Raw genomic sequence first — 22,559 nt, forward strand, 5'->3', positions numbered from 1 at the left:
GAACCACCATGCAAAAGACCATCTGGATCACCGGCGCAAGTTCCGGCATCGGCCGGGAGTTCGCCCGCCGGTACGCCGCCATGGGCTGTCGGCTCATCCTGACTGCCCGCCGCGCCGACCGCTTGCAGGCTCTTGCCAAGGAGCTGCACGCAGCCCATGGCACGGAATGCCGTATTGAGACCGCCGACCTCTCCCGCGCCGAGGAGTGCAGCCGCCTGTGCGAGGTGCTGGCTGATGAACACATCGACATCTTCATCAACAACGCCGGTTTCGGCGTCTGCGGCAGCATTCTGGAAACGGAGGAAGCCCGCGAGGAAGAGATGGTCCAAGTGAATGTTGCTGCCATGGCGCGGCTGTTCCGCGCCGTGGTGCGCAAGATGCACGCGCAGGGCGGCGGCACCATCCTGAATGTGGCGTCCTCTGCGGGTTTGCTGCCCGGCGGGCCTTATATGGCGGGCTACTACGCCAGCAAGGCCTATGTGGTCAGCATGACCCGCGGCGTGGCCGAGGAGCTGCGGGAGATGCACAGCCCGGTCTATGTCTGCGCCCTCTGCCCCGGCCCGGTGGATACCGAGTTCAACGACCACGCCGGTGTGGTGTTTGCCCTGCGGGGCATCACGCCGGAGCTGTGTGTGGAGGAGGCTCTGCTGGGCATGATGCACCGCAAGACCATCATTGTGCCCTCTGCCTTTATGCGGCTGTGCACCAGCGCCCAGCGCCTTGTGCCCATTCCTCTGCTGATGCCCATTGTGGCACGCCAGCAGAAGAAAAAGCTGGGATGAAGCCGTATTCCGGCATTGAAATCAATTTTCCGAATAAAGGCTTCCCCCGGTCGGGGGAAGCTGTCACCGCAGGTGACTGATGAGGGCGCAGGCAAGCAGCAGCTATCGGGCAATTACCCCTCATCCGTCTGCTCACTGCGTTCGCAGCCACCTTCCCCCCAAGGGGTGAAGGCTTTTGTCCCCGGGTTAAGCTGAAAAAGCTGATTTCTGTGGTATTCTGAGCAGGTAAAAGCCAAAGGTCGCCTAAACTTGTCAACAAGCCCAAATTAAGCCGGAATATCTTGTGCACCGTGACAAGGCACGTCAGCCCACACAAACTGATGACTAAAAAACAGCGGGCTGACGTACTGTTTTGTGGTGAAAAAACGGAAATCTAAAGAAAGTACCATAAAACTTCATAAGAATGTGCCTTGACACTTCCTGCAAAGGATGCTAGACTGGTATACAAGTAAGAGCGCGCTCCGGCACGGCCGGATACGACGCGCTTTGCAAAGCAGCACGGTGCGGTTTTGCCCCGTGTAAAATATGGTTTTTTGACAGGAGGACTTTATTATGGCACAGTGCACTCCCAAATCTTTTGATCTGACCGGCAAGGTGGCGCTGATCACCGGCGCATCCTACGGCATCGGCATGGCAATTGCAAAGGCTATGGCAGCCAACGGCGCTACCATCGTGTTCAATGATATCAAGCAGGAGCTGGTGGACAAGGGTCTGGCTTCCTATGCAGAGGCAGGCATCAAGGCCCACGGCTACGTCTGCGACGTCACCGATGAGGACGCCGTCAACGCTATGGTGGCAAAGATCACCGAGGAAGTCGGCCACATCAACATTCTGGTCAACAACGCCGGTATCATCAAGCGCATCCCCATGACCGAGATGAGCGCTGCTCAGTTCCGTCAGGTCATCGACGTGGATCTGAACGCTCCCTTCATCGTGGCAAAGGCCATCATCCCCGATATGATCGCACAGGGCGGCGGCAAGATCATCAACATCTGCTCCATGATGAGCGAGCTGGGCCGTGAGACCGTTTCTGCCTATGCAGCAGCAAAGGGTGGCCTGAAGATGCTGACCAAGAACATCGCTTCCGAGTACGGTGCTTACAACATCCAGTGCAACGGCATCGGACCCGGCTACATCGCTACCCCGCAGACCGCACCGCTGCGCGAGATCCAGCCCGACGGCAGCCGTCACCCCTTCGACCAGTTCATCGTTGCCAAGACCCCCGCAGGCCGCTGGGGCGAGGCCGAGGATCTGGGCGGACCCGCTGTGTTCCTGGCATCTGAGGCTTCTGACTTTGTCAACGGCCTGATCCTGTATGTGGACGGCGGCATTCTGGCCTACATCGGCAAGCAGCCCCAGTAAACGCTGAGGGCACTCCGCAGTTCTTGACCGGGGACTGCCGCACAGCGTTGTGTGGCAGTCCCCTTTTGTTTGTACGGGAAAGGATGTTATGCTATAATGGAAAAAGCACATCAGGATATCCCTTGGGTGCCCCATGCCGAAATTTCCCCGGAACCCTGCGGCCCCGGGGTGCAGCGCCGCGTGCTGGCGTATAGCAAGGACGCCATGTGTGTGGAAAACACCTTTGAGACCGGCGGCGTGGGTGCCATGCACTGCCACCCCCACACCCAGATCACCTATATCGTCTCCGGGCGGTACCGCTTTACCATCGGGGACGAGACCCGGGAGGTAGGCCCCGGCGACACCCTGCTCAAGCAGAACGGCGTCATGCACGGCTGTGTCTGTCTGGAGGGCGGCGTGATGCTGGATTTCTTTACCCCCATGCGGGAGGACTTTGTATAATCCCTGCGTACCGCAGGGAAAAATAAGAAGGAGAACCATTGTTATGAAGATCGCACTTATCAACGAGAACAGTCAGGCCGCCAAAAACGGCATCATTGAAGCCGCCCTGAAAAAGGTGGTGGAGCCCATGGGTCATGAGGTGGTCAACTACGGTATGTACGCCGCCGACGATGCTGCACAGCTGACCTATGTGCAGTGCGGCATTCTGGCTGCTATTCTGCTGAACAGCGGCGCTGCGGACTACGTTGTTACCGGCTGCGGCACCGGCGAGGGCGCCATGCTGGCACTGAACAGCTTCCCCGGTGTCATCTGCGGCCATGTGGAGGATCCCGTGGATGCCTACACCTTTGCCCACGTCAACGACGGCAACGCCGTTGCCATGCCCTTTGCCAAGGGCTTCGGCTGGGGCGGCGAACTGAACCTCGAGTATTGCTTCGAGAAGCTGTTCGGCTTCGGCCACGGTCAGGGCTACCCCAAGGAGCGCGTTGTGCCCGAGCAGCGCAACAAGAAGATTCTGGACGGCGTGCGCGCCGCCACCTTCAAGCCCCTCATCGAGTGCCTGAAGAGCATCGATCAGGATCTGCTGAAGGGCGCTGTGGCGGGTGCAAAGTTCTCTGAGCTGTTCTTCGCTTCCTGCAAGGACGAGGAGCTGGCCGCCTACATCAAGACCCTGCTGTAAGCTGCGGAGGAGATCATGCAAGGACTGACCCTGTTCAACCTGAACCTCACCCACCTGCTGGATGCCTTTCTGGAAACTGCAGTGCCCATGATCGCCGGTCTTGCGGAGGTGGTGGGTCTGTTCATCATCATCACCAGTCTGGCCAAGGCCACCTTCTACTATGTCCGCGCCACCTTCTTCAACGACCACCGGGACTTCCACCATGAAATGAGCAGCGGCCTGACCACCGCGCTGGAATTTCTGATGTCAGCAGAGATCGCCAAGACCTTTTTGCTGCAAAATCTGGAGTCCGTGGTGCCGCTGGCGGCTACCTTTGCGCTGCGCGCTTTGATGAGTATGCTGCTGCACTGGGAGATGGAGGGCGGCCACCGCCCGGCAAACGCCAAGGAAAAGGACAAGTCCGGCTCCCCGAAGGACGGCAAAAACGGCTGACAGGCAAAAGATTTGCCAAACTTTAGCAGGGCAAAGTTTCACCGTGTTGTGAAAAACGTAAAACCTTGAGATGAATACTTGACAGGTTTGCACAAAGAGACTATACTCGTGCCATCGAAAGCAAAGGCGCTGACGGAAGCAATTCCGCCAGCGCCTTTTGTGTTTTCGGGGATACTGCCGCACGGAGAGAATAGAGGGCTCCCTGTGCAAAAAAATGACCGTAGGAGGTAGGAAAGTATGTTTAGCTCCGTCAACACCTGCTGGACGCTCGTAGGAGCGTTTCTAGTGTACTTCATGCAGGCCGGATTCGCTTTGTGCGAGGCCGGCTTCACCCGGGCAAAGAACACCGGCAACATCCTGATGAAAAACATGATGGATTTCTGCATCGGCACGCCCTGCTACTGGCTCATCGGCTTCGGCCTGATGTTCGGCGGCACCGGCGCACTGATCGGCGGCTTCGATCCCTTCATTCAGGGCGATTACAGCCATCTGGGTCTGGATATCCCCCTGTGGGTGTACATCGTGTTCCAGACCGTGTTCTGTGCCACGGCAGCCACTATCGTCTCCGGCTCCATGGCCGAGCGCACCAACTTCAAGGCCTATTGCGTGTACTCCGCCGCCATCTCGCTGGTGGTGTACCCCATCTGCGGCCACTGGATGTGGGGCGGCGGCTGGCTGCAGAGCATGGGCTTCCACGATTTTGCAGGCTCCGCAGCCGTGCATAACGTGGGCGGCGTCATCGCTCTGCTGGGCGCTTGGATGCTTGGCCCCCGTATTGGCAAGTACGATAAGGACGGCAACCCCCACGCCATCCCCGGTCACAACCTGACCGCCGGTGCTCTGGGCGTGTTCATCCTGTGGTTCTGCTGGTTCGGCTTCAACGGCGGCTCTTCCCTGAGCCTGTCCACCGATGCCACTATGACCCTGACCGGTCTGGTCTGCTTCAACACCAACCTTGCCGCAGCCGTTGCTACCTGCGTGACCATGATTTTCACTTGGCTGCGCTACGGTAAGCCGGATGTCTCCATGACCCTGAACGGTTCTCTGGCAGGCCTTGTGGCCATTACCGCAGGCTGCGATACCGTCTCCCCCTTTGGCGCTTTCTTCATCGGCTTTGTGGCCGGTATCCTTGTGGTGCTGAGTGTGGAATTCTTTGATAAGATCGCCAAGGTGGATGACCCCGTAGGTGCTGTTTCCGTCCACTTTGCAAACGGCGTCTGGGGCACCATTGCGGTGGGTCTGTTCTCCACCGGATCCAACACGGCCCATGCCGGTCTGTTCTACGGCGGCGGTCTGGCACAGCTGGGCACCCAGCTGCTGGGTCTGGTCTGCGTGGATGTCTACGTTGTGGTGGTGATGTTCATCATCTTCAAGATCATTGATAAGACCCTTGGCCTGCGTGTGCCCGCCGAGGTGGAGATCGACGGTTTGGACATCCACGAGCACGGTCTGGCTTCCGCTTATGCAGGCTTTGCCATCTCGGATGCAAACTCCGCTGCCATGACCCCCAACGAGAACACTGATCTGGGCGAGGACGACGTCACCAAGGCTTCGGCAAAGCAGATGGATGCTGCCGTGCCGGTGGTGCGCGAGCCTGTGATCCACGATGGCGTCTACGACACCGGTATGCATAAGGTGTCCATCATTGCAAAGCTGGCAAAGTTCGATCAGCTCAAGACTGCTCTGAATGATCTGGGGGTCACCGGCATGACTGTGACGCAGGTCATGGGCTGCGGCATCCAGAAGGGCACGCCTGAAAAGTACCGCGGCGTGCCGGTGGATACCACCCTGCTGCCCAAGATCAAGGTGGAGGTCATCGTCTCCCGCATCAGCGTGGACGCTGTGGTGGAAGCTGCCAAGAAGGCATTGTACACCGGCCACATCGGCGATGGCAAGATCTTTGTCTACAACGTGACCCGCGTGGTCAAGATCCGCACCGGCGAAGAGAACTACGCCGCGCTGCAGGATGTGGAGTAACCCTCCACAAAATTCTCCGCTGTTCCCGCTGCGGCGGCAGTCAGGCTGCTCCGACACAGTCCCCGCCGCCCGGCGTGACAGATAGATCGTTCTCCTTTTTCCTTTTCCTTTTTTGTTCGATTCAACAGTAAGTCGAAAGCCCCGCTCCTGCGCACAAGGGAGCGGGGCTTTTGCTGTGCCGCGAATTTGTAAATTTTATGTGCAGCGTATTGCAATCTTCGTGCAATGCACTTATAATAAAGGCGAAAGGAGCTGATCTGTATGGCAACTACCAATGTCAGTATTCGGATGGATTCCGACCTGAAGGCGCAGGCCGATGCCCTGTTTGCAGAACTGGGCATGAACCTTTCCACCGCGTTCAACATCTTTGTGCGGCAGTCCTTGCGGGAGGGCGGTATTCCCTTCGAGATCCGCACCGAGCGCCCGAACAAGGAGACCGTGGCCGCTATGCTGGAAGCAGAGCATATCGCGGCAGACCCGAAGGCAAAGAAGTATCGGGATCTGGATGAGCTGTTTGCGGATCTGGAAAAATGAGAGAAACAAAGCTGACCATTATCCCCACCACCCAGTTCCGCAAGGATTATAAGCTGGCCAGAAAACGGGGACTAAAAATTGAACTGCTGCAGGACGTGATCGCCTGCCTTGCAATGGGAGAGCCGCTGCCGGAGAAGAACCGCGACCACGCCCTGACGGGTGATTGGGTCGGGCACCGGGAGTGCCATATCCAGCCGGACTGGCTGCTGGTCTATCGGGTGCAGAACGATGTTCTGGTGCTGACCTTGACCCGCACCGGCACCCATAGTGATCTGTTTGGGAAGTAAATCTCTTTTCTCTGTAATCAAAAAACGAGGGCGCTGCACAAAATGCTGTGCAGCGCCCTCGTTCTTATATTATACCTTACAGGCTGCGGGTGCGGATCTCGGTGGTGACCTTGGCGATGAAGTCCTCAAGGCTCATCTCGGTGGTCTCGCCCTTGCGATCGCGCACGGAGATGTTGCCGGCCTCGGCTTCCTTGGCGCCCAGCACCAGCATATAGGGCACGCGGTCCACCTGCTGTGCGGCACGGATCTTGTAGCCGATCTTCTGGTTGTCGTCATCCAGCACAACACGGATACCGGCGTCAGACAGCTTCTCGGTCACATCCTGTGCGTACTCCAGCGTCTTTTCGGACACGGGCAGCACCTTGACCTGCGTGGGAGCCAGCCAGGTGGGGAACTTGCCCTTGGTCTCCTCGATCAGGTAAGCCATGAAGCGGTCCAGAGAGCCCAGAATTGCGCGGTGCAGCACCACGGGGGTCTTTTCAGAGCCGTCCTTGTCCACATAGGTCAGGTGGAACTTTGCGGGCAGGCAGAAGTCCAGCTGGCAGGTGGACAGGGTGTACTCGGCACCCACGGCGGGCTTCACGTTCACGTCCAGCTTCGGGCCGTAGAAGGCAGCCTCGCCGATCTCCTCGGTGAAGTGGATGCCCAGCTCGGTCAGCACCTCGCGCAGGGCCTGCTCTGCATGGTTCCACATGGCATCATCGTCGTGGTACTTCTTCTTGTCGGCAGGATCACGCAGGCTCAGCACGCAGCGGTAATCGGTAATGTTGAAGTCCTTGTACACCTCAAAGATCAGGTCGCACACGTTTGCGACCTCGCTCTTGATCTGCTCCGGGGTGCAGAACAGGTGAGCATCGTTCTGGCAGAAGTGACGGCCGCGCTCGATGCCCTTCAAGGTGCCGGAGGACTCGTAACGGAAATCGTGGGCGATCTCACCGATGCGCATGGGCAGGTCACGGTAAGAATGGGGACGATTTGCGTAGATCATCATGTGGTGGGGGCAGTTCATCGGGCGCAGAACATAGCTCTCGCCCTCCATCTCCATGGCGGGGAACATGTTCTCACGGTAGTGATCCCAGTGACCGGAGGTCTTATACAGGTTCACAGTGCCGATGCAGGGAGTCATAACGTGCAGGTAGCCGCGTGCACGCTCCTTCTCCTTGATATAGTTCTCCAGCTCCTGCCAGACGGTGTAGCCTGCGGGCAGGAACATGGGCAGGCCGCGGCCCACCAGATCATCGGTCATGAACAGGCCCATCTCCTTGCCGATCTTGCGGTGATCGCGCTCACGGGCCTCCTGCTGCTCCTTCTCCCATGCGTCCAGCTCCTCCTGATTGCGGAAGGCCACGCCGTTGATACGGGTCAGCATCTTGTTTTCCTTGTCGTTCTTCCAGTATGCGCCGGACTGCTGGGTGATCTTGAAAGCCTTCAGTGCCTTGGTGTAGGTCAGGTGGGGTCCGATGCACATATCCACGTACTCACCCTGCTGGAAGAAGCTGAACTCGGTCTCGTCGGCAAGATCTGCCATGTGCTCGATCTTGTAGTTCTCTTTGCGCTCCTCCATCAGCTTCTCAGCCTCGGCACGGGGCAGGATGAAGGGCTTGATGGGCAGGTTCTCCTTGACGATCTTGTGCATCTCTTTTTCGATGTTGGCCAGATCCTCGTCGCTCAGCTTCTGGTCACCCAGATCGACATCGTAGTAGAAGCCGTTCTCGGTGGCAGGGCCGAAAGCAAAATCAGCCTGCGGGTACAGGCGCTTGATGGCCTGTGCCATAACGTGAGCAGCGGTGTGACGGATAACGTGCAGCTCCTGATCCTGCGGGCACTCGTCCACATGACCGTCCTTGTAGATGATCTTCATAGTAGATTCTCCTTTGACAATGCGGTGTTGAACAAAAACAAAAAGCGCTTCACCCCGTAAAACTCACGGGATGAAGCGCCGATCAAATGTCTGCGTTCCACGGTTCCACCCGAATTGCGCGCTCCCCGGCGGGGAAACGCGCCCCTCGCAGTGCTGTAACGGGCACGCCCGGCAGAGGTTCGCCTCTGCACTCTGCGGTGGTAGAAGCCGGGGTCATGGCAGGCTGCTTGCAGCACCCGGAAACCCGGGGCAGCCCTCTCTGCGGCATGAAAAGCGGGGCTTCAGTTTGTCCGCATCAATGTTTTGGACAGGATGAAACTACGCTGATTGTAGCACGCCGGAACAAAAAAATCAAGGGATAGCGGCAGAAATGTATAAAATCGTTCTCCCCCGCTGCACCTTGCCACAGGCGGCGAAGCAGTGTATAATAGCCTCAGAACGCTACAACGCCGGAAACCCCGGCAGATACAGGAGGAAATGAAGATGAATAAACCGGTACTGGTCGTCATGGCAGCCGGCATGGGCAGCCGCTACGGCGGCATGAAGCAGATCGACCCGGTGGGCCCCAACGGACAGGTCATTATGGACTATTCCCTCTACGACGCCCGCCGCGCCGGCTTTGAGACCGTGATCTTTGTCATCAAGCACGAGATCGAGGACGCCTTCAAAGCTGCCATCGGTGACCGCGTGGCCAAAGCAATGAACGTGAAGTACGCTTTTCAGCAGCTGGAAGAGCTGCCCGCAGGCTTTGCCGTGCCGGAAGGCCGTGTAAAGCCTTGGGGCACCTGCCATGCCGTGCTGGCTGCAAAGCCCCTGATCGACGGCCCTTTTGCGGTCATCAATGCGGACGACTACTACGGCCCGGAGGCCTTTCAGGTGATGTACGATTACCTGTCCACCCACGCCGATGATGATTTCTACCGCTACTGCATGGTCAGCTACCTGTTGAAGAACACCCTGTCCGAAAACGGCAGCGTGGCGCGCGGCGTGTGCATCAAAAACGAGGACGGCACCCTGCAAAGCGTGACCGAGCGCACCCGCATCGAGCCCTGCGATGGCGGCGCACACTACACCGAAGATGGCGGTGAGAGCTGGGTGGATCTGCCCGGCGACACCCCCGTGAGTATGAACCTGTGGGGCTTCGGTAAAAGCTTTCTGGACGAGGCCGAGCAGCGCTTTGCGGGCTGGCTGACCGAGAATCTGCCGGTGAACCCCCTGAAGTGCGAGTATTTCCTGCCGCTGGTCGTGACCGAGCTGATCGAGGAGCACAAGGCAAAAATTCAGGTGCTGCGCAGCACGGATAAGTGGTTCGGCGTCACCTACCGGGAGGATAAGCCTTTGGTGGTGGATGCCATCGCCCGCAAGACCGCCGAGGGTCAGTACCCCGAAAACCTATGGAAGTAAATGCTTTTTGATCGCGTAAAATTATTTTGACAAAAACAAAGACGGGCAGCCTGCGGGCTGCCCGTCTTTGCGTTTTATCGTTCTTATGCCTCGCCTTTTTTCAGGATGTCCAGTTCCGGCATCAGCTCGGTGCTCACAATGGTAAGCATCTGTTCCAGCTTTGCGCATTCCTCGGGGGTAAAGCGCTGCCGGGCACGCTCCACTACGGTGTGCAGATACGAGTAGCTGATGTTGTAGTAGTCGATATACTTCTGGGTGGGGCGCAGATGGTACTCCCGCCGGTCGGTGGTGGACTGGATCTTTTCCACATAGCCCTTTTTCACCAGACTGCCGATCTTGTACGCCGCATTGGGGGTGGAAATCTGCATCATGCGGGAAAACTCCGCAATGGTGGGCTCGCCCATCGCCATGATGCCCTCCATGCAGAAGGACTCCACCGTGGTCAGGGTAGCCTCACGGGTGGCAAAGCGCTGGAACACGTTCTGATAAAAATGCAGCTTGAATTTGGTATAGACGTCCTGAAAAGCTTTTTCCAGCATGGGTCATGCGCCTCCGATGCTTTAGTTTTCTTGCTATACGGCTAGTATACCACGAAAATGCCCCGCTGCATAGCGGAATTTTTACACAGCCATGGAAATCGATTTTCCGCTAAAGGCTTCCCCCGGCCGGGGGAAGCTGTCACCGCAGGTGACTGATGAGGGCGCAGGCAAGCAGCAGGTTGCGGGAAAGTCACCCCTCATCCGGCGCTACGCGCCACCTTCCCCCCAAGGGGTGAAGGCTTTTGCCCCGGGTCAATCTTCAAAAATTGATTTCCATATTACGTAGTTTCCCCGGAAGTTTTTGCCCGGGTGCGGGCGCGGATGACGCCGAGCACCGCCAGTTCCAGCACGATGGCAACCACCAGCAGCACCAGCGAGGTGACAAGGCTTGCGCGGCTGCCCAGCACCGCCTGTGCAAGGCCGGTGATGATGTAGCACACCGCCGAGCAGGCCGCCGCCGTAATGGCATAGGGCAGCTGGGTGGAAACGTGGTTCACATGGCTGCAATGTGCGCCTGCCGAAGCCATGATGGTGGTATCCGAGATGGGAGAGCAGTGGTCGCCGCACACCGCGCCGGACAGGCAGGCGGCAATGGACACCACCAGCATCTCGCCGTCCGGGAAGGCCTGACAGACGATGGGAATCAGGATGGAGAAGGTGCCCCAGGAAGTGCCGGTGGCAAAGGCAAGGAACACCGCCACAAGGAAGATGATGAACGGCAGCAGATACTGCAAAGCCGCCGCAGAGCTGCCCAGCAGGTTTGCCACATAATACTTTGCGCCCAGCAGGCCGGTCATGCCGGACAGCGTCCATGCAAGGGACAAAATCAGCATGGGGCTGACCATGGCCTTGAAGCCCTCGGGGATGCAGGCGGCAAAGTCCTGAAAGGTCATCACGCCGCGTACCCGGTAAAATACAAAGGTGAACAGCAAAGCGATGCTGCTGCCCAGCACCAGACCCGCCGAGGCGCTGCAGTCCGCAAAGGCGGTGATGAAGTCCACGCCCTCAAAGAAGCCGCCGGTGTATACCATGCCGAAGATACAAGCCGCGATCAGCACCAGCACCGGCGCGATCAGGTCGATGACATGGCCGTTGGCGTCATTCCCATCGTCCACATCGTCGCCGTAGGGACGGTCGGCGGTGGTAAACAGATCACCGTTTTTGGCGTTGTCCTCGTTCAGCTTCATGGGGCCGAACTCTGCCCCGGTAAAGATGAGGAACAGGCTCATCACAACGGTCATGACGGCGTAATAGTTATAAGGAATGGTGCGCAGGAACATGGTAAAGCCGTTGATGCCGGAACCCGCCGGGACGCTGGAAGTGACCGCAGCCGCCCAGCTGGACACCGGCGCAATGATGCAGATGGGTGCGGCGGTGGAATCGATCAGGTAGGCCAGCTTTGCGCGGGACACCTTCTGCCGGTCGGTCACCGGGCGCATCACCGAGCCCACGGTCAGGCAGTTGAAGTAGTCGTCCACAAAGATCATCACGCCCAGCAGCAGGGTGGCAAATTGTGCGCCCGCCCGGCTGTGGATGTGGGTGGACGCCCAGCGCCCGAAGGCCGCCGAGCCGCCCGCCTTGTTCATCAGCGCCACCAAAATGCCCAGCATCACCAGAAAGGCCAGAATGCCCACGTTGCCGGAGTCCGACAGCTTGGTGATCATGCCGCCGTCCTCGTTGAAGAACAGGGTGTTCAGCGCCAGCTCAAGGTTGCCGTTGGCGTACAGCAGCGCGCCGGAGGCAATGCCCACCAGCAGCGAGGTGTACACCTCCTTGGTGTTCAGCGCCAGCACGATGGCAATGACCGGCGGCAGCAGGGAAAAGAAGGTGCTGTACACCGCACAGGTGTAGGTGGCGGGGTCGGCTACCTTGCCGGGGGTCACCGCCGTGCACCACAGCAGCAGGGCAAAGACGAACAGCGCCCCCACCCAGGATAAGTTTTTGTTTTTCATAAGCTCCTCATATCAGGTGTCAATCATTGTCTGCGAAAAATACGGAAATCAGTTTTCCTCTAAAGGCTTCCCCCGGTCGGGGGAAGCTGTCACCGCAGGTGACTGATGAGGGCGCAGGCAAGCGGCTGCTTGCGGGAAATTACCCCTCATCCGGCGCTGCGCGCCACCTTCCCCCCAAGGGGTGAAGGCTTTTGCACCGGGGAAAATTTCAAAAGTTGATTTCCGTGGCGGGAAACGCTCCGGCGTATCGGGGCGCAGGCTGCGGGGCAGACTACCCACAGAAATGCAAAGGGGGTGTGCACCGTGCCGGATTACAAGGCCATGTACTTTGAACTGTTCCGCGCCAGTGTGCAGGCCGTGCAGCTTTTGCAGGACGCGCAGACCCGCGCCGAGCAGCAGCTGCTGGCTGCAGACTTGCCGCCGCTGCGGCTGGACGAAACAGATAAAAGCGATTCTTAGCCCTTTTTGGCCTCGGCCTTAGCGGCAAACTTTTCCTCAAAGATGATAAAGCGCTCGTGGGTGCCGCCGCCCACAGGGCCTTTCTCGTCCGCAAGCGTCACCTTAAAGGTCAGCTTGCGGCCTTCCACAGCCACCAGCTCACTGTGGCAGGTCACGGTCATGCCCACCGGGGTGGGTGCGGTGTGCTCCAGCTCCAGCTTGGTGCCCACCGTGCCGCTGCCCGCTTCCAGCGCAGGGGCAACGCTCTGCCAGCAGGTCTTTTCGGCCAGTGCCACCAGTGCAGGGGTAGCAAACACGTCCAGCGTGCCGCTGCCCATGGTCTTTGCAGTGTTCTCTGCGCTCACGCGCACGCTCTGCTCGCCGCAGATTCCGGTTTCCAACTTCATATACAGTTCCTCCTTATGCGTCCTTTGAACGCAGTTGTGTTGTTTGTTTTCACGCACTTTTATAAGATATCACAAAACGCGCCGGAATGCACTATTTTTTGCATATTTTTTCAGGGAAGCGCCCGGAAAGCGGGAGGACTGGAAGCGTGTCGCGCTCCGCGGGAAAAGTTTCTGCTTGCCGCAAGCGTGCAGGGACGCTCCGCTGGGCCAGAGGCAGGGAGGGGTGTTCCGACTCCCCCCTCCCTACCTCTGGACTCCACCCACCCCGCAACGGGCCAAGGGCTACTCGCCCTTGATAATCCTAAAGAAGAAGTCGAAGCACAAAAAAAGCTAGCGCTGCGCCAGTCGGCGCTATCGCTTTAACGCTTTTTTCGCTTCTCCATTAAAAGCCCCTCAGTCGCTACGCGACTGCTCCCCCAAGGGGGAGCGAGCGCCCGCCCGCAGCGCTGCGCTTTCGCAGAAAGCGGCGCTGCAAATGCCGTTTCCCTCTACGACCCCTCCCGTGAAAATAGCGTTTGGAGCGCTCCAAACGCGAAAATATAAATATTATTTCCGCTGAACATGGCTAGCAACGACGACGACCGCCGCCAGCGGCGGAAACAGGGAGGAGTTGTTGGGGCAGCGGCCAGCAAGACGCAAGTGCCGCCCAAGGCACGATGCGGATGCTGGGTGCCGCAACCCGGAAGAAGCGGAAGCCATTTCAAATCGTTCTGCTGCCCAACCCGCACCCTGTTTGCAAATTAAATTTGCATCTTTTTTGCGTTTTACGGCGATTTTCAGCAATTTTGCGGGGATGTAAAAAACTTTGCGGTTTTTGCTTGACAGGGAGCCGTCTGCGTGTTATCATGAACACATGAACAGATGCTCATATATCAAAACGAAGGGAGAGGACAGCATGACCGGGCTAGAACAGACCGCACCGGAAAAGGAAAAGCAGCCGGTAGAGATGCCGGACGATGAGGTGCTGTACGAACTGGCAGACCTGTTCCGCGTGTTCGGCGATTCCACCCGCATCAAAATTCTGTATGCCTTGCACGACAGCGAACTTTGCGTGCAGGATATCGCGGACGCCGTGCAGCTGAGCCAGTCTGCCGTCAGCCACCAGCTACGGGTGCTCAAAGACTCCAAGCTTGTGCGCTTCCGGCGGGAAGGCAAAACCGTTTTCTACGCACTGGACGACGACCATGTGCGCAGCATCCTTTCCATGGGGATGGATCATATCGAGGAATAACCGGGCACACGCCCGCAGAAAAGAAAGGCTGGTACTTATTATGAAAAAGACCTACAAGATCGAAGTGGACTGCGCCAACTGCGCCCAGAAGATGGAGGATGCCGCCAACACCGTTTCTGGTGTGGAAAAGGCGACCGTCAGCTTTATGACCCAGAAGATGAAGGTGGAGTTCGCCGAGGGTGCCGACCCCCACGCCACCATGGAGAATGTGCTGTCTGCCTGCAAGAAGGTAGAGGACGACTGCGAGATCTTTGATATCTGATGTGCGGCAAAGCTCTCCCGGTCGGTACGGACTGGGAGAGTTTTTCTGTGGAAAAATCCACCACTTTTCAACAATTTCCACCGGGTTTTCAACGGATTTCGTGAGGAAAACAAAAAAGAAGCGTGGAAAAGTGCTTTTCTGCCGGAAAACTGTGTGGAAAACCTGGGTAAAACTGTGGAATAACCATTTTTTGCCGAAAAACTTGTGGAAAACCACCCGTTTTTCATCCGGTGCACCGCAAAATGAGGAGCGTTGCTTATGAACAAGAAACAAAAAAAGACCCTTGAGCGGATCCTGATCGCCGTGGCGTTGGTGATCGTGCTCAAGCTTTTGCCCGCCTTGCCCATGCCGGTGGAGCTGGCGCTCTACTGCATCCCCTACCTTGTGGTGGGCTGGGACGTGCTGCGCAAGGCGCTGAAGGGCATCAAGAACCGTCAGCCCTTTGACGAGTGCTTTCTGATGGCAGTTGCCACCGTGGGCGCGTTTGCGCTGGGCGATTATGTGGAGGGCTGCGCCGTTATCATCTTCTACCAGATCGGTGAGCTGTTCCAGAGCGTCGCCGTGGGCAAGAGCCGCCAGAGCATTGCCAGCCTGATGGACATTCGCCCGGACTACGCCAACATTGAGGGCGAGGACGGCAAGCTGGAGCAGGTGGACCCGGATGAGGTCGAGGTGGGCACCGTCATCGTGGTGCAGCCCGGCGAGCGGGTGCCCATTGACGGCGTCATCGTGGAGGGCGCTTCTGCCCTGAACACCGCCGCCCTGACCGGCGAAAGCCTGCCCCGGGATGTGAACGCCGGGGACGAGGTCATCAGCGGCTGCGTGAACATGACCGGCCTGCTGAAAGTGCGCACCACCAAGGAATTTGGCGAGTCCACCGTCTCTAAAATTCTCGACCTTGTGGAAAATTCCAGCATGAAAAAAGCCCGGGCAGAAAACTTTATCACCCGCTTTGCCCGGGTGTACACCCCCGCCGTCTGCTACGGCGCACTGGCGCTGGCGCTTCTGCCGCCGGTGGTGCTGCTGCTTATGGGACAGCCCGCCCGCTTTGGCGACTGGGTCTACCGCGCCCTGACCTTCCTTGTCATCAGCTGCCCCTGTGCGCTGGTCATCTCCATCCCGCTGAGCTTTTTCGGCGGCATCGGCGGCGCTTCCTCCTGCGGCATCCTCATCAAAGGCTCTACCTATCTGGAAGAGCTGGCAAACACCGGCGTTGTGGTGTTCGATAAGACCGGCACCCTGACGCAGGGCGCCTTTAAGGTCACCGGCATCCATCCCGCCGAGGGCGTGACCGACACCGCACTGGTGGAAGCCGCTGCGCTGGCGGAAAGCTGGTCGAAGCACCCCATCTCCCTGAGCATCAAAGCTGCCTACGGCAAGCCCATCGACGCCGCCCGGGTCACGGATGTGCAGGAGCTTGGCGGTCATGGCGTGACCGCGAAGGTGGACGGCAAGACCGTTGCCGCCGGTAACGCCCGCCTGATGGAAAAGCTGGGGCTGACCGTGCCCGCCGTGGACGGCGTGGGCACCATCGTGCACGTTGCCGTGGGGGGCAGCTACGCGGGCTATCTGCTGATTTCGGACGTGGTAAAGCCCCACAGCGCCGATGCCATCCGCGCTTTGAAGGCCTCCGGTGTGCGCAAGACGGTCATGCTGACCGGCGACGCACAGCCGGTGGCACAGGCGGTGGCGCAGCAGCTGGGTCTGGACGAGTACCACGCCGGTCTTTTGCCCGGTGACAAGGTAGACCAGATCGAAAAGCTGCTTGCCGCAAAGCAGCCCAAGGAGAACCTTGCCTTTGTGGGTGACGGCATCAACGACGCACCGGTGCTGTCCCGCGCAGACGTGGGCATCGCCATGGGCGCGCTGGGCTCGGATGCCGCCATCGAGGCCGCAGACGTGGTGCTGATGGATGACGACCCCGCCAAGATCGCGCTGGCGATGCGCATCGCCCGCCGCACCCTGCGCATCGTGCACCAGAACATCGTGTTTGCGCTGGGCATCAAGGCGCTGTGCCTGCTGCTGGGCGCACTGGGCATTGCCGGAATGTGGGCAGCTATCTTTGCGGACGTGGGCGTGATGGTCATCGCCGTGCTCAACGCCACCCGCGCACTGTATACTAAGGACCTGACCAAAAACTGACATAAACGCAAAACAGCCAGACCGGCAGTGCCGGTCTGGCTGTTGTTGTTTCAGGGAATCTTACAGCTTTTCCACCATCGCTGCCACGATCTTGGTGGCGGTGGCGACATACTCGCTGATGGAGAACTTCTTCACCACCAGAACTTCGTGGCCGTCCTCGTCGGCGTTGTCGCTCATGGCGCGCAGAATGACGCAGGGCACGCCGTTCTTGGCGGCGATCTGACTTACCGCAGCGCCCTCCATCTCTACGCAGTCCGGGGCGCACTTGGCTTCAATGGCAGCTTTGGTCTCGCTGTCGCCCACGAACAAATCGCCGGTGGCAATTTTGCCCACCAGTGCCTTTACCCCGGCTTCGGCGCAGGCGGCTTCGGCGGCGGCGATCAGTGCCGGGTCGCCGGTGTATTCCTTCAGGAACGGCGGGTTCTGGCAGATCATATCCAGCTGGGCGTCGTGGTACAGCACCGTTTTGCCGATGACCACATCCCCGATGCCGATCTTGCTGGTCATGTTGCCTGCAATGCCGGAGAAGATGATCTTCTCCGCGCCGAACTTGGTAATGAGCACCTGCGTGGTAGCGGCGGCGTTGGCCTTGCCCATACCGGCGCAGCACACCACCACCTGCTTGCCGGCCAGCGTACCCTTGTGGTACTCCACGCCGCCGTAGGGCTCAACGGTGACATTTTCCAGCTTTGCACACAGCTGGTCTACTTCATCGGGCATAGCGCCCATAATACCCAAGATCATGGTAAGCTCCTTTTACGATCAAAAATGGCCGCCGCGTGCGCTTTGGCCATATTCAGAGGAATGATTCTTTTTAATTCAGGAACCCGAACCGCCTGCGGGCGGTTCGGGTTCCACTTTTCACGGGAAGGACTTTAAACATTAAACAGGAACTCGATGACGTCGCCATCGTGCACAACGTACTCCTTGCCCTCGGTGCGCTGCAGGCCCTTGGCCTTGACGGCGGCGTAGTCGAAGTTGTTGGCCTCCAGATCGTTGTAGCCGATGACACTGGCGCGGATGAAGCCGCGCTCGAAGTCGCTGTGGATCTTACCGGCAGCCTGCGGAGCCTTGGTGCCCTTGCGGATGGTCCATGCGCGGCACTCCTTCTTGCCGTCGGTCAGGAAGGAGATCAGACCCAGCAGGTCGTAGCTGGCGGTGATGAGGTTGTCCAGACCGCTGGCCTCGATGCCCATCTCGGCCAAGAACGCCTTCTTTTCCTCGGGGCTGTAATCCGCGATATCCTCCTCGGTCTTGGCGCAGATGGGGATGTAGCGGGCGCCCTCTTCCTTGGCGCGGGCAGCCACCAGCGGGACGTACTTGTTGTTCTCAATGCCTTCCATCAGGTCGTCCTCGCCCACGTTGCAGGCGTACAGCACCGGCTTTGCGCTCAGCAGACCCATCTCGTGCAGAACAGTCTGCTGCTCGGTGTCGGCGGGGTCAAAATCGAAACTGCGGGCGGGCTTGCCGGCGCTCAGATGGTCGGCCAGCTGCTGCAGCCAAGCGGCCTCGGCGGCAGCGCCCTTGTTGTTGCCGCTCTTGGCAGCTTTTGCCATGCGGCCAGCGCGGTTTTGCACCACCTCAAGGTCGGAGAGGATCAGCTCGTAGTCGATGGCTTCAATATCGGCAATGGGGTCCACGGCCTCGGCCTTGGTCACGTCCTCCACCACATGGATGATGTTGTCATCGTCAAAGCAGCGCACCACGTGCACGATGGCGTCGCACTCGCGGATATGGCCAAGGAACTTGTTGCCAAGGCCTGCGCCCTGACTTGCGCCCTTTACAAGACCGGCAATGTCCACGAACTCCACGATAGCAGGGGTCTTTTTGTTGGTCTGCCAGATCTCGGCCAGCTTGTCCAGCCGCTTGTCCGGCACTGCCACGATGCCGGAGTTCGGCTCGATGGTGCAGAAGGGATAGTTTGCAGCCTCCGCATTCTTGGTGGAGGTGATGGCGTTGAACAGAGTGGACTTGCCCACGTTGGGCAGGCCGACGATACCTAACTTCATATAAAATACGCTCCTTACACGTTTTTTGACATAACGATACATTTACCATTATACGCGATGAACCCCGCCAGCGCAAGGGGGCGGGGCTATCTTGAATAAGGAATCCTGAAATAATCCAGGACGGCTTTGAACTGATCCTGCGCGGTCAGGCAGGTGTCCAGCAGATACCCGCGTTCGGTTTTCCACTCGTGCAGACCCCGATAGTAGAACATTTTGAGGTCATCCGTGATAATAAACGGCACGATGTTGTTCCGTAGGCACTCCTTGAAGAGCAGAAGCCGCCCGACACGGCCATTTCCATCCTGAAACGGATGGATGGATTCAAAGGCGTAATGAAATTCCAGCAGGTCTTCCAGCGACTTGGCAGAAATTTGATTGTACGCAGATAAAAGCTCTTTCATCTGCGGGGCAACCAGTTCCGGCGCAGTGGTGCTTCTGCCGCCGACCTCGTTCGGGAGCTTTTTATATTCACCGACAGCAAACCAGTCTTTGCGGGAATCGCTGGTGCCGCTTTTCAGGGTAAGGTGCAGCTTTTTAATAAGCGCTTCGCTGATGGGTTTCTTTGCCTCCCGGATGACAAGGTCAATGCACTTGAAGTGATTGGCTGTTTCGACCACATCATCCACATTGACAATACCATTCTCCATGCCGATGGTATTGGTCTCGTAGATATACCGTGTCTGGTCATGGGTCAGGCGGCTGCCCTCAATATGATTGGAGTTATAGGTCAGGTCGATCTGGATTTTGTGGTAGATGCCGCCCTTGACCTGCCCGGTCATCTCGTTCTGCAAAACATCCAGCAGGGTTCTGGGTGCTTCTAGCTTTTTGTTGGTGCGCGCCGGGCGCTTTGCATCCTGCGGAATGTTCCAAGTCTTGCCGGTAAGCACTGCGCCCGGGATCTTGCCGGTAGCACAGTAGTTGCGGACAGTTCGTTCTGAAATATTCCATAATTTTGCCGTATCAGCGACAGAATGGTACTTCATGATAACACCTCCCAGTAAAACGATTATACCATTTTATCGGCAAGAAATCAAATTTCGGATGTTCTTCCGCAAACGTTTCTTGCCGATAGCGCGGCTGCGTAAGGCGTACCCTAGGCAGAAATGTGAAAAAAACTACACTTCCTTCTTTATTTTGTCATAACTCTTCCGTATAATAAGAGATGGAATACTCTGCACACCCGCCCGCATGGGCATGAACATAAAACTAGGGGAGGAAAACTTATGGCAAACGAAAAGATCCTTGTGGTGGACGACGACGCCAACATCTGCGAGCTGCTGCGGCTGTACCTGACCAAGGAGGGCTATCAGGTCACGGTGGCAAACGATGGCGAAGAAGGACTGGAAAAGTTCAACGCGGTCAAGCCGGACATGGTGCTGCTGGACGTGATGATGCCCCGCATGGACGGCCTTGAGGTCTGCCGCCGCATCCGCAAGGCGGGCAACACCCCGGTAATGATGCTTACCGCCAAGGGCGAGACCTTCGACAAGGTGCTGGGGCTGGAGCTTGGCGCGGACGATTACATGGTAAAGCCCTTTGACGCAAAAGAGGTGGTGGCACGCATCAAGGCGGTGCTGCGCCGCTGCCAGACTACCTCCGCTGCCGCCGAGAGCACCGAGGGTGTCATCGAGTTCGACAACCTCCGTCTGGATATGAACAGCTACGAGCTGCGGGTCAAGGGCAAGGTGGTGGAAGCTCCCCCCAAGGAGCTGGAACTGCTCAACTGTCTGGCTTCCCACCCCAACCGCGTGTACACCCGCGACCAGCTGCTGGACGAGGTGTGGGGCTTTGAGTACTACGGCGACAGCCGCACCATTGACGTCCACGTCAAGCGCCTGCGCGAAAAGCTGGCCGGGGCTTCCGATAAGTGGGAGCTGAAAACCGTCTGGGGCGTGGGCTATAAGTTTGAGGTGCGTCAGTAATGCGTAAAAGTATCTCCACAGCCTTTTTCTCCATGGTGTCCACCCTGATGGTGCTGGGCATCGTGCTGATGGGCTGCTCGGAGTGGGTGCTGTTCAAAAATTATTTTGCGAAGGATCGCTACGAAACGCTGGATCAGGTGGTAAACGTTGCCAAGCGCACCGCGGAGTATCTGGTAAACAGCGAGACCATGCCGCAGGGCGCAGAGCTGGACGCCTTGAACACCAAGCTGGAGATCATCGGCGAGAGCGCCGAGGCGTATCTGTTTTTCACCGACCGGCAGGGCAATGTGCTCATTGCCTCCGACCCGGCAAAGCTTACCACCGACACTGTGCCGCTGGATATCTGCCAGCGCGCCAATGCAGTGGCTGACCCGGACGCCCGGCACTACCACGCTTTCGGCGACTTGGGCGGCGCCCTGACCGAAAAAAGCTATATCGCGGCGGTGGAGACCATCGACGACCAGAGCCTGTTCAGCGGCTGGCTGTTTTTGTGCTCCTCCGGTGCGCAGCTCACCGATTTCAAGCAGCAGTTCTGGTCGAACTTCCTCATGTCCGCCTGCGTGATGCTGCTGTGCGCCAGCGTGCTGACCCGCCTGTTGATGCGTCAGCTCACCGACCCGCTGCAAAAGGTCACCGATGCCGCCCAGCGCTTTGGCGGCGGCGACCTCTCCGTCCGCGTGGAGGGCGTGGAGGGCGATGGCGAGGTGGCAGACCTTGCCCGCACCTTCAACCAGATGGCGGAGAATATCCAGTCCAACGATAACTCCCGGGGGCAGTTCATGGGCAACATCGCCCACGAGCTGCGCACCCCCATGACCACCATCAAGGGCTTTGTGGACGGCATTCTGGACGGCACCATCCCGCCCGAGCTGCAGAACCACTATTTGCAGCTGGTCAGCGAGGAGACTGGACGCCTTGCGCGGCTCATCCAGAATATGCTGGATCTCTCCAAGCTGGAAAGCGGAGAGTATCAGGTGAACGCCCGGATGTTCAACATCTGGGAGACCCTGACCGGCGTGGCGCTGGCGGCAGAGCAGCGCATCAATGACGGCATGATCGAGCTGGAAGGCCTGACCATGGACGAAAAGGTGCTGGTCTACGCCGACCCCGACCTGATCCATCAGGTGGCGTATAACTTGCTGGACAACGCCATCAAGTTCACTCCGGCGGGCGGCACCATCCGCTTCAGCGTGGAAAAGCTTGGCCCCGAGGCCGAGATCTCCATCTGGAATTCCGGGCAGGGCATCAGCCCGGAGGCGCTGCCCTATGTGTTCGAGCGGTTCTACAAGGAGGATCGCTCCCGCGGCCTGCACGCCCGTGGCTCCGGCCTTGGGCTGAATATCTGCAAGGTGCTGGTCAACCTGTCCGGCGGGCAGATCCGCGTGGAGAGCCAGCAGGGCGAGTGGTGCCGCTTTGTGTTCACCCTGCCCACCTGTTCCCCCAATCCCGGCGGCATGAAGCGCCTGCCGGACGCCGCCGGTCAGCCCGGCGCGGTGGAAGACCCCGCCAGCATGAAGCCGGTAGAATAAGACCCCGCAGCCAGACTGCCCCGCCCGGGCAGTCTGGCTGCTTTGGCGTTGTCGCCCTCTCAGGCGCTCCCGCGCCAGCTCCCCCAGAGGGGGAGCCAAGCCGTTAGCCCCGATGCTAAAGCACCAGGTATAACGAGAAAGCTTCCGGACGTGCTCTTGCCTCTCCCTTTGGGAGAGGTGGCACCGCAGGTGACGGAGAGGGCGCACGCTGTCAGCCCTGTCGCTAAAGTATCAAGCGCAATAAGAAACCTTCCGGGAGCGCCAGAGACTCCCTCCCCGAGGGAGCTGGCAAAGCCGATAGGCTTTGACTGAGGGAGTTTCGCCTTATGGACTTTTTGCGCCATTTACGACTTTTCGGTGAAAAAAACG

The 22,559-nt window shown here is 58.5% G+C and carries 22 protein-coding genes; 15 read left to right on the forward strand and 7 right to left on the reverse strand.

Going from position 1 to position 22,559, the window contains the following annotated elements:
• Window positions 1-8: 8 nt before the first annotated feature.
• The 8 genes from DXB44_RS09195 to DXB44_RS09230 all read left to right on the forward strand — a co-directional run bounded on the left by DXB44_RS09195 (window position 9) and on the right by DXB44_RS09230 (window position 6,494).
• Window positions 9-782 carry an SDR family oxidoreductase gene (locus tag DXB44_RS09195; RefSeq protein ID WP_118658511.1) on the forward strand — a complete coding sequence of 258 codons (774 nt, stop codon included), beginning with the start codon at window positions 9-11 and terminating at the stop codon, window positions 780-782.
• A gap of 552 nt (window positions 783-1,334) precedes the next feature.
• On the forward strand, window positions 1,335-2,144 hold the full coding sequence (locus tag DXB44_RS09200) for a gluconate 5-dehydrogenase (RefSeq protein WP_006735344.1): 810 nt from the start codon (window positions 1,335-1,337) through the stop codon (window positions 2,142-2,144).
• A 96-nt stretch (window positions 2,145-2,240) separates the two neighbouring features.
• Complete coding sequence (locus tag DXB44_RS09205) at window positions 2,241-2,585, forward strand: cupin domain-containing protein (protein WP_081028488.1); 345 nt, start codon at window positions 2,241-2,243, stop codon at window positions 2,583-2,585.
• 43 nt (window positions 2,586-2,628) lie between these two features.
• Complete coding sequence (locus tag DXB44_RS09210) at window positions 2,629-3,264, forward strand: RpiB/LacA/LacB family sugar-phosphate isomerase (protein ID WP_055186868.1); 636 nt, start codon at window positions 2,629-2,631, stop codon at window positions 3,262-3,264.
• A gap of 15 nt (window positions 3,265-3,279) precedes the next feature.
• Window positions 3,280-3,696 carry a DUF1622 domain-containing protein gene (locus DXB44_RS09215; protein WP_015537140.1) on the forward strand — a complete coding sequence of 139 codons (417 nt, stop codon included), beginning with the start codon at window positions 3,280-3,282 and terminating at the stop codon, window positions 3,694-3,696.
• A 237-nt stretch (window positions 3,697-3,933) separates the two neighbouring features.
• Window positions 3,934-5,673, forward strand: coding sequence for an ammonium transporter (locus DXB44_RS09220; protein WP_118658512.1), 1,740 nt, complete (start codon window positions 3,934-3,936; stop codon window positions 5,671-5,673).
• A 261-nt stretch (window positions 5,674-5,934) separates the two neighbouring features.
• On the forward strand, window positions 5,935-6,207 hold the full coding sequence (locus DXB44_RS09225) for a type II toxin-antitoxin system RelB/DinJ family antitoxin (RefSeq protein WP_097779340.1): 273 nt from the start codon (window positions 5,935-5,937) through the stop codon (window positions 6,205-6,207).
• A complete protein-coding gene (locus DXB44_RS09230; RefSeq protein WP_118658513.1) occupies window positions 6,204-6,494 on the forward strand; it encodes a type II toxin-antitoxin system YafQ family toxin in 291 nt (96 codons plus the stop codon). The genes DXB44_RS09225 and DXB44_RS09230 overlap by 4 nt, the downstream gene beginning before the upstream one ends.
• Window positions 6,495-6,570: 76 nt before the next feature.
• On the opposite strand, the gene thrS is transcribed toward DXB44_RS09230, so the two are convergent.
• Window positions 6,571-8,355, reverse strand: a complete 1,785-nt coding sequence (thrS, locus tag DXB44_RS09235) for a threonine--tRNA ligase (protein WP_118658514.1) — start codon at window positions 8,353-8,355, stop codon at window positions 6,571-6,573.
• Between the two features lie 483 nt (window positions 8,356-8,838).
• Here thrS and DXB44_RS09240 point away from each other — a divergent pair, with 483 nt between their 5' ends.
• Window positions 8,839-9,759: a sugar phosphate nucleotidyltransferase gene (locus DXB44_RS09240; RefSeq protein WP_118658515.1), complete on the forward strand. Its 921-nt coding sequence runs from the start codon at window positions 8,839-8,841 to the stop codon at window positions 9,757-9,759.
• Between the two features lie 83 nt (window positions 9,760-9,842).
• Here DXB44_RS09240 and DXB44_RS09245 read toward each other — a convergent pair whose 3' ends face one another.
• Window positions 9,843-10,298, reverse strand: a complete 456-nt coding sequence (locus tag DXB44_RS09245; RefSeq protein WP_118658516.1) for a MarR family transcriptional regulator — start codon at window positions 10,296-10,298, stop codon at window positions 9,843-9,845.
• Between the two features lie 278 nt (window positions 10,299-10,576).
• Window positions 10,577-12,250 carry a Na+/H+ antiporter NhaC family protein gene (locus DXB44_RS09250; protein ID WP_118658517.1) on the reverse strand — a complete coding sequence of 558 codons (1,674 nt, stop codon included), beginning with the start codon at window positions 12,248-12,250 and terminating at the stop codon, window positions 10,577-10,579.
• Between the two features lie 303 nt (window positions 12,251-12,553).
• On the opposite strand from DXB44_RS09250, the gene DXB44_RS14535 reads away from it, so the two are divergent.
• Complete coding sequence (locus tag DXB44_RS14535; RefSeq protein WP_154251355.1) at window positions 12,554-12,709, forward strand: hypothetical protein; 156 nt, start codon at window positions 12,554-12,556, stop codon at window positions 12,707-12,709.
• Here the strand turns inward: DXB44_RS14535 and DXB44_RS09255 are convergent.
• Window positions 12,706-13,095, reverse strand: coding sequence for a hotdog domain-containing protein (locus DXB44_RS09255; RefSeq protein ID WP_005922594.1), 390 nt, complete (start codon window positions 13,093-13,095; stop codon window positions 12,706-12,708). The two genes, DXB44_RS14535 and DXB44_RS09255, sit on opposite strands and share 4 nt — an antisense overlap.
• 895 nt (window positions 13,096-13,990) lie before the next feature.
• On the opposite strand from DXB44_RS09255, the gene DXB44_RS09270 reads away from it, so the two are divergent.
• The 3 genes from DXB44_RS09270 (at window position 13,991) to DXB44_RS09280 (ending at window position 16,730) form a co-directional block, all read left to right on the forward strand.
• Window positions 13,991-14,326: a metalloregulator ArsR/SmtB family transcription factor gene (locus DXB44_RS09270; protein ID WP_055186601.1), complete on the forward strand. Its 336-nt coding sequence runs from the start codon at window positions 13,991-13,993 to the stop codon at window positions 14,324-14,326.
• Window positions 14,327-14,366: 40 nt separating this feature from the next.
• Entirely contained in the window at window positions 14,367-14,588 is a 222-nt protein-coding gene (locus DXB44_RS09275) for a cation transporter (protein WP_055186604.1), read from the forward strand.
• Window positions 14,589-14,846: 258 nt separating this feature from the next.
• Window positions 14,847-16,730 (forward strand): heavy metal translocating P-type ATPase, encoded by a 1,884-nt coding sequence (locus DXB44_RS09280; protein ID WP_118658519.1) that lies wholly within the window; start codon window positions 14,847-14,849, stop codon window positions 16,728-16,730.
• 60 nt (window positions 16,731-16,790) lie between these two features.
• On the opposite strand, the gene DXB44_RS09285 is transcribed toward DXB44_RS09280, so the two are convergent.
• From DXB44_RS09285 to DXB44_RS09295, 3 genes are all read right to left on the reverse strand, one after another.
• Window positions 16,791-17,474, reverse strand: coding sequence for a 5'-methylthioadenosine/adenosylhomocysteine nucleosidase (locus DXB44_RS09285; protein WP_118658520.1), 684 nt, complete (start codon window positions 17,472-17,474; stop codon window positions 16,791-16,793).
• A 131-nt stretch (window positions 17,475-17,605) separates the two neighbouring features.
• A complete protein-coding gene (ychF, locus tag DXB44_RS09290; protein ID WP_118658521.1) occupies window positions 17,606-18,739 on the reverse strand; it encodes a redox-regulated ATPase YchF in 1,134 nt (377 codons plus the stop codon).
• Between the two features lie 86 nt (window positions 18,740-18,825).
• Complete coding sequence (locus tag DXB44_RS09295; RefSeq protein ID WP_118658522.1) at window positions 18,826-19,722, reverse strand: DNA-binding protein; 897 nt, start codon at window positions 19,720-19,722, stop codon at window positions 18,826-18,828.
• A 240-nt stretch (window positions 19,723-19,962) separates the two neighbouring features.
• On the opposite strand from DXB44_RS09295, the gene DXB44_RS09300 reads away from it, so the two are divergent.
• Both DXB44_RS09300 and DXB44_RS09305 read left to right on the forward strand, forming a co-directional pair.
• Window positions 19,963-20,661, forward strand: a complete 699-nt coding sequence (locus tag DXB44_RS09300) for a response regulator transcription factor (protein ID WP_005921458.1) — start codon at window positions 19,963-19,965, stop codon at window positions 20,659-20,661.
• The gene (locus DXB44_RS09305) at window positions 20,661-22,190 is read left to right on the forward strand and encodes a HAMP domain-containing sensor histidine kinase (RefSeq protein WP_118658523.1); all 1,530 of its coding nucleotides are present in this window, start codon (window positions 20,661-20,663) and stop codon (window positions 22,188-22,190) included. The genes DXB44_RS09300 and DXB44_RS09305 overlap by 1 nt, the downstream gene beginning before the upstream one ends.
• Window positions 22,191-22,559: the final 369 nt, after the last annotated feature.

It is taken from the genome of Faecalibacterium sp. OM04-11BH (genome assembly GCF_003482185.1).
Taxonomy (GTDB): domain Bacteria; phylum Bacillota; class Clostridia; order Oscillospirales; family Ruminococcaceae; genus Faecalibacterium; species Faecalibacterium tardum.

What these genes read in the sequence shown, in the direction of transcription:
- DXB44_RS09300 (WP_005921458.1), top strand. Translation starts at nt 19,963, where the DNA reads ATGGCAAACGAAAAGATCCTTGTGGTGGACGACGACGCCAACATCTGC.
- DXB44_RS09240 (WP_118658515.1), top strand. Translation starts at nt 8,839, where the DNA reads ATGAATAAACCGGTACTGGTCGTCATGGCAGCCGGCATGGGCAGCCGC.
- DXB44_RS09295 (WP_118658522.1), bottom strand. Translation starts at nt 19,722, where the DNA reads ATGAAGTACCATTCTGTCGCTGATACGGCAAAATTATGGAATATTTCA.
- ychF (WP_118658521.1), bottom strand. Translation starts at nt 18,739, where the DNA reads ATGAAGTTAGGTATCGTCGGCCTGCCCAACGTGGGCAAGTCCACTCTG.
- DXB44_RS09245 (WP_118658516.1), bottom strand. Translation starts at nt 10,298, where the DNA reads ATGCTGGAAAAAGCTTTTCAGGACGTCTATACCAAATTCAAGCTGCAT.
- DXB44_RS09285 (WP_118658520.1), bottom strand. Translation starts at nt 17,474, where the DNA reads ATGATCTTGGGTATTATGGGCGCTATGCCCGATGAAGTAGACCAGCTG.
- DXB44_RS09255 (WP_005922594.1), bottom strand. Translation starts at nt 13,095, where the DNA reads ATGAAGTTGGAAACCGGAATCTGCGGCGAGCAGAGCGTGCGCGTGAGC.
- DXB44_RS09305 (WP_118658523.1), top strand. Translation starts at nt 20,661, where the DNA reads ATGCGTAAAAGTATCTCCACAGCCTTTTTCTCCATGGTGTCCACCCTG.
- DXB44_RS09220 (WP_118658512.1), top strand. Translation starts at nt 3,934, where the DNA reads ATGTTTAGCTCCGTCAACACCTGCTGGACGCTCGTAGGAGCGTTTCTA.
- DXB44_RS09210 (WP_055186868.1), top strand. Translation starts at nt 2,629, where the DNA reads ATGAAGATCGCACTTATCAACGAGAACAGTCAGGCCGCCAAAAACGGC.
- DXB44_RS09275 (WP_055186604.1), top strand. Translation starts at nt 14,367, where the DNA reads ATGAAAAAGACCTACAAGATCGAAGTGGACTGCGCCAACTGCGCCCAG.
- DXB44_RS09280 (WP_118658519.1), top strand. Translation starts at nt 14,847, where the DNA reads ATGAACAAGAAACAAAAAAAGACCCTTGAGCGGATCCTGATCGCCGTG.
- DXB44_RS09215 (WP_015537140.1), top strand. Translation starts at nt 3,280, where the DNA reads ATGCAAGGACTGACCCTGTTCAACCTGAACCTCACCCACCTGCTGGAT.
- DXB44_RS09225 (WP_097779340.1), top strand. Translation starts at nt 5,935, where the DNA reads ATGGCAACTACCAATGTCAGTATTCGGATGGATTCCGACCTGAAGGCG.
- thrS (WP_118658514.1), bottom strand. Translation starts at nt 8,355, where the DNA reads ATGAAGATCATCTACAAGGACGGTCATGTGGACGAGTGCCCGCAGGAT.
- DXB44_RS09205 (WP_081028488.1), top strand. Translation starts at nt 2,241, where the DNA reads ATGGAAAAAGCACATCAGGATATCCCTTGGGTGCCCCATGCCGAAATT.
- DXB44_RS09195 (WP_118658511.1), top strand. Translation starts at nt 9, where the DNA reads ATGCAAAAGACCATCTGGATCACCGGCGCAAGTTCCGGCATCGGCCGG.
- DXB44_RS09250 (WP_118658517.1), bottom strand. Translation starts at nt 12,250, where the DNA reads ATGAAAAACAAAAACTTATCCTGGGTGGGGGCGCTGTTCGTCTTTGCC.
- DXB44_RS09200 (WP_006735344.1), top strand. Translation starts at nt 1,335, where the DNA reads ATGGCACAGTGCACTCCCAAATCTTTTGATCTGACCGGCAAGGTGGCG.
- DXB44_RS09270 (WP_055186601.1), top strand. Translation starts at nt 13,991, where the DNA reads ATGACCGGGCTAGAACAGACCGCACCGGAAAAGGAAAAGCAGCCGGTA.
- DXB44_RS09230 (WP_118658513.1), top strand. Translation starts at nt 6,204, where the DNA reads ATGAGAGAAACAAAGCTGACCATTATCCCCACCACCCAGTTCCGCAAG.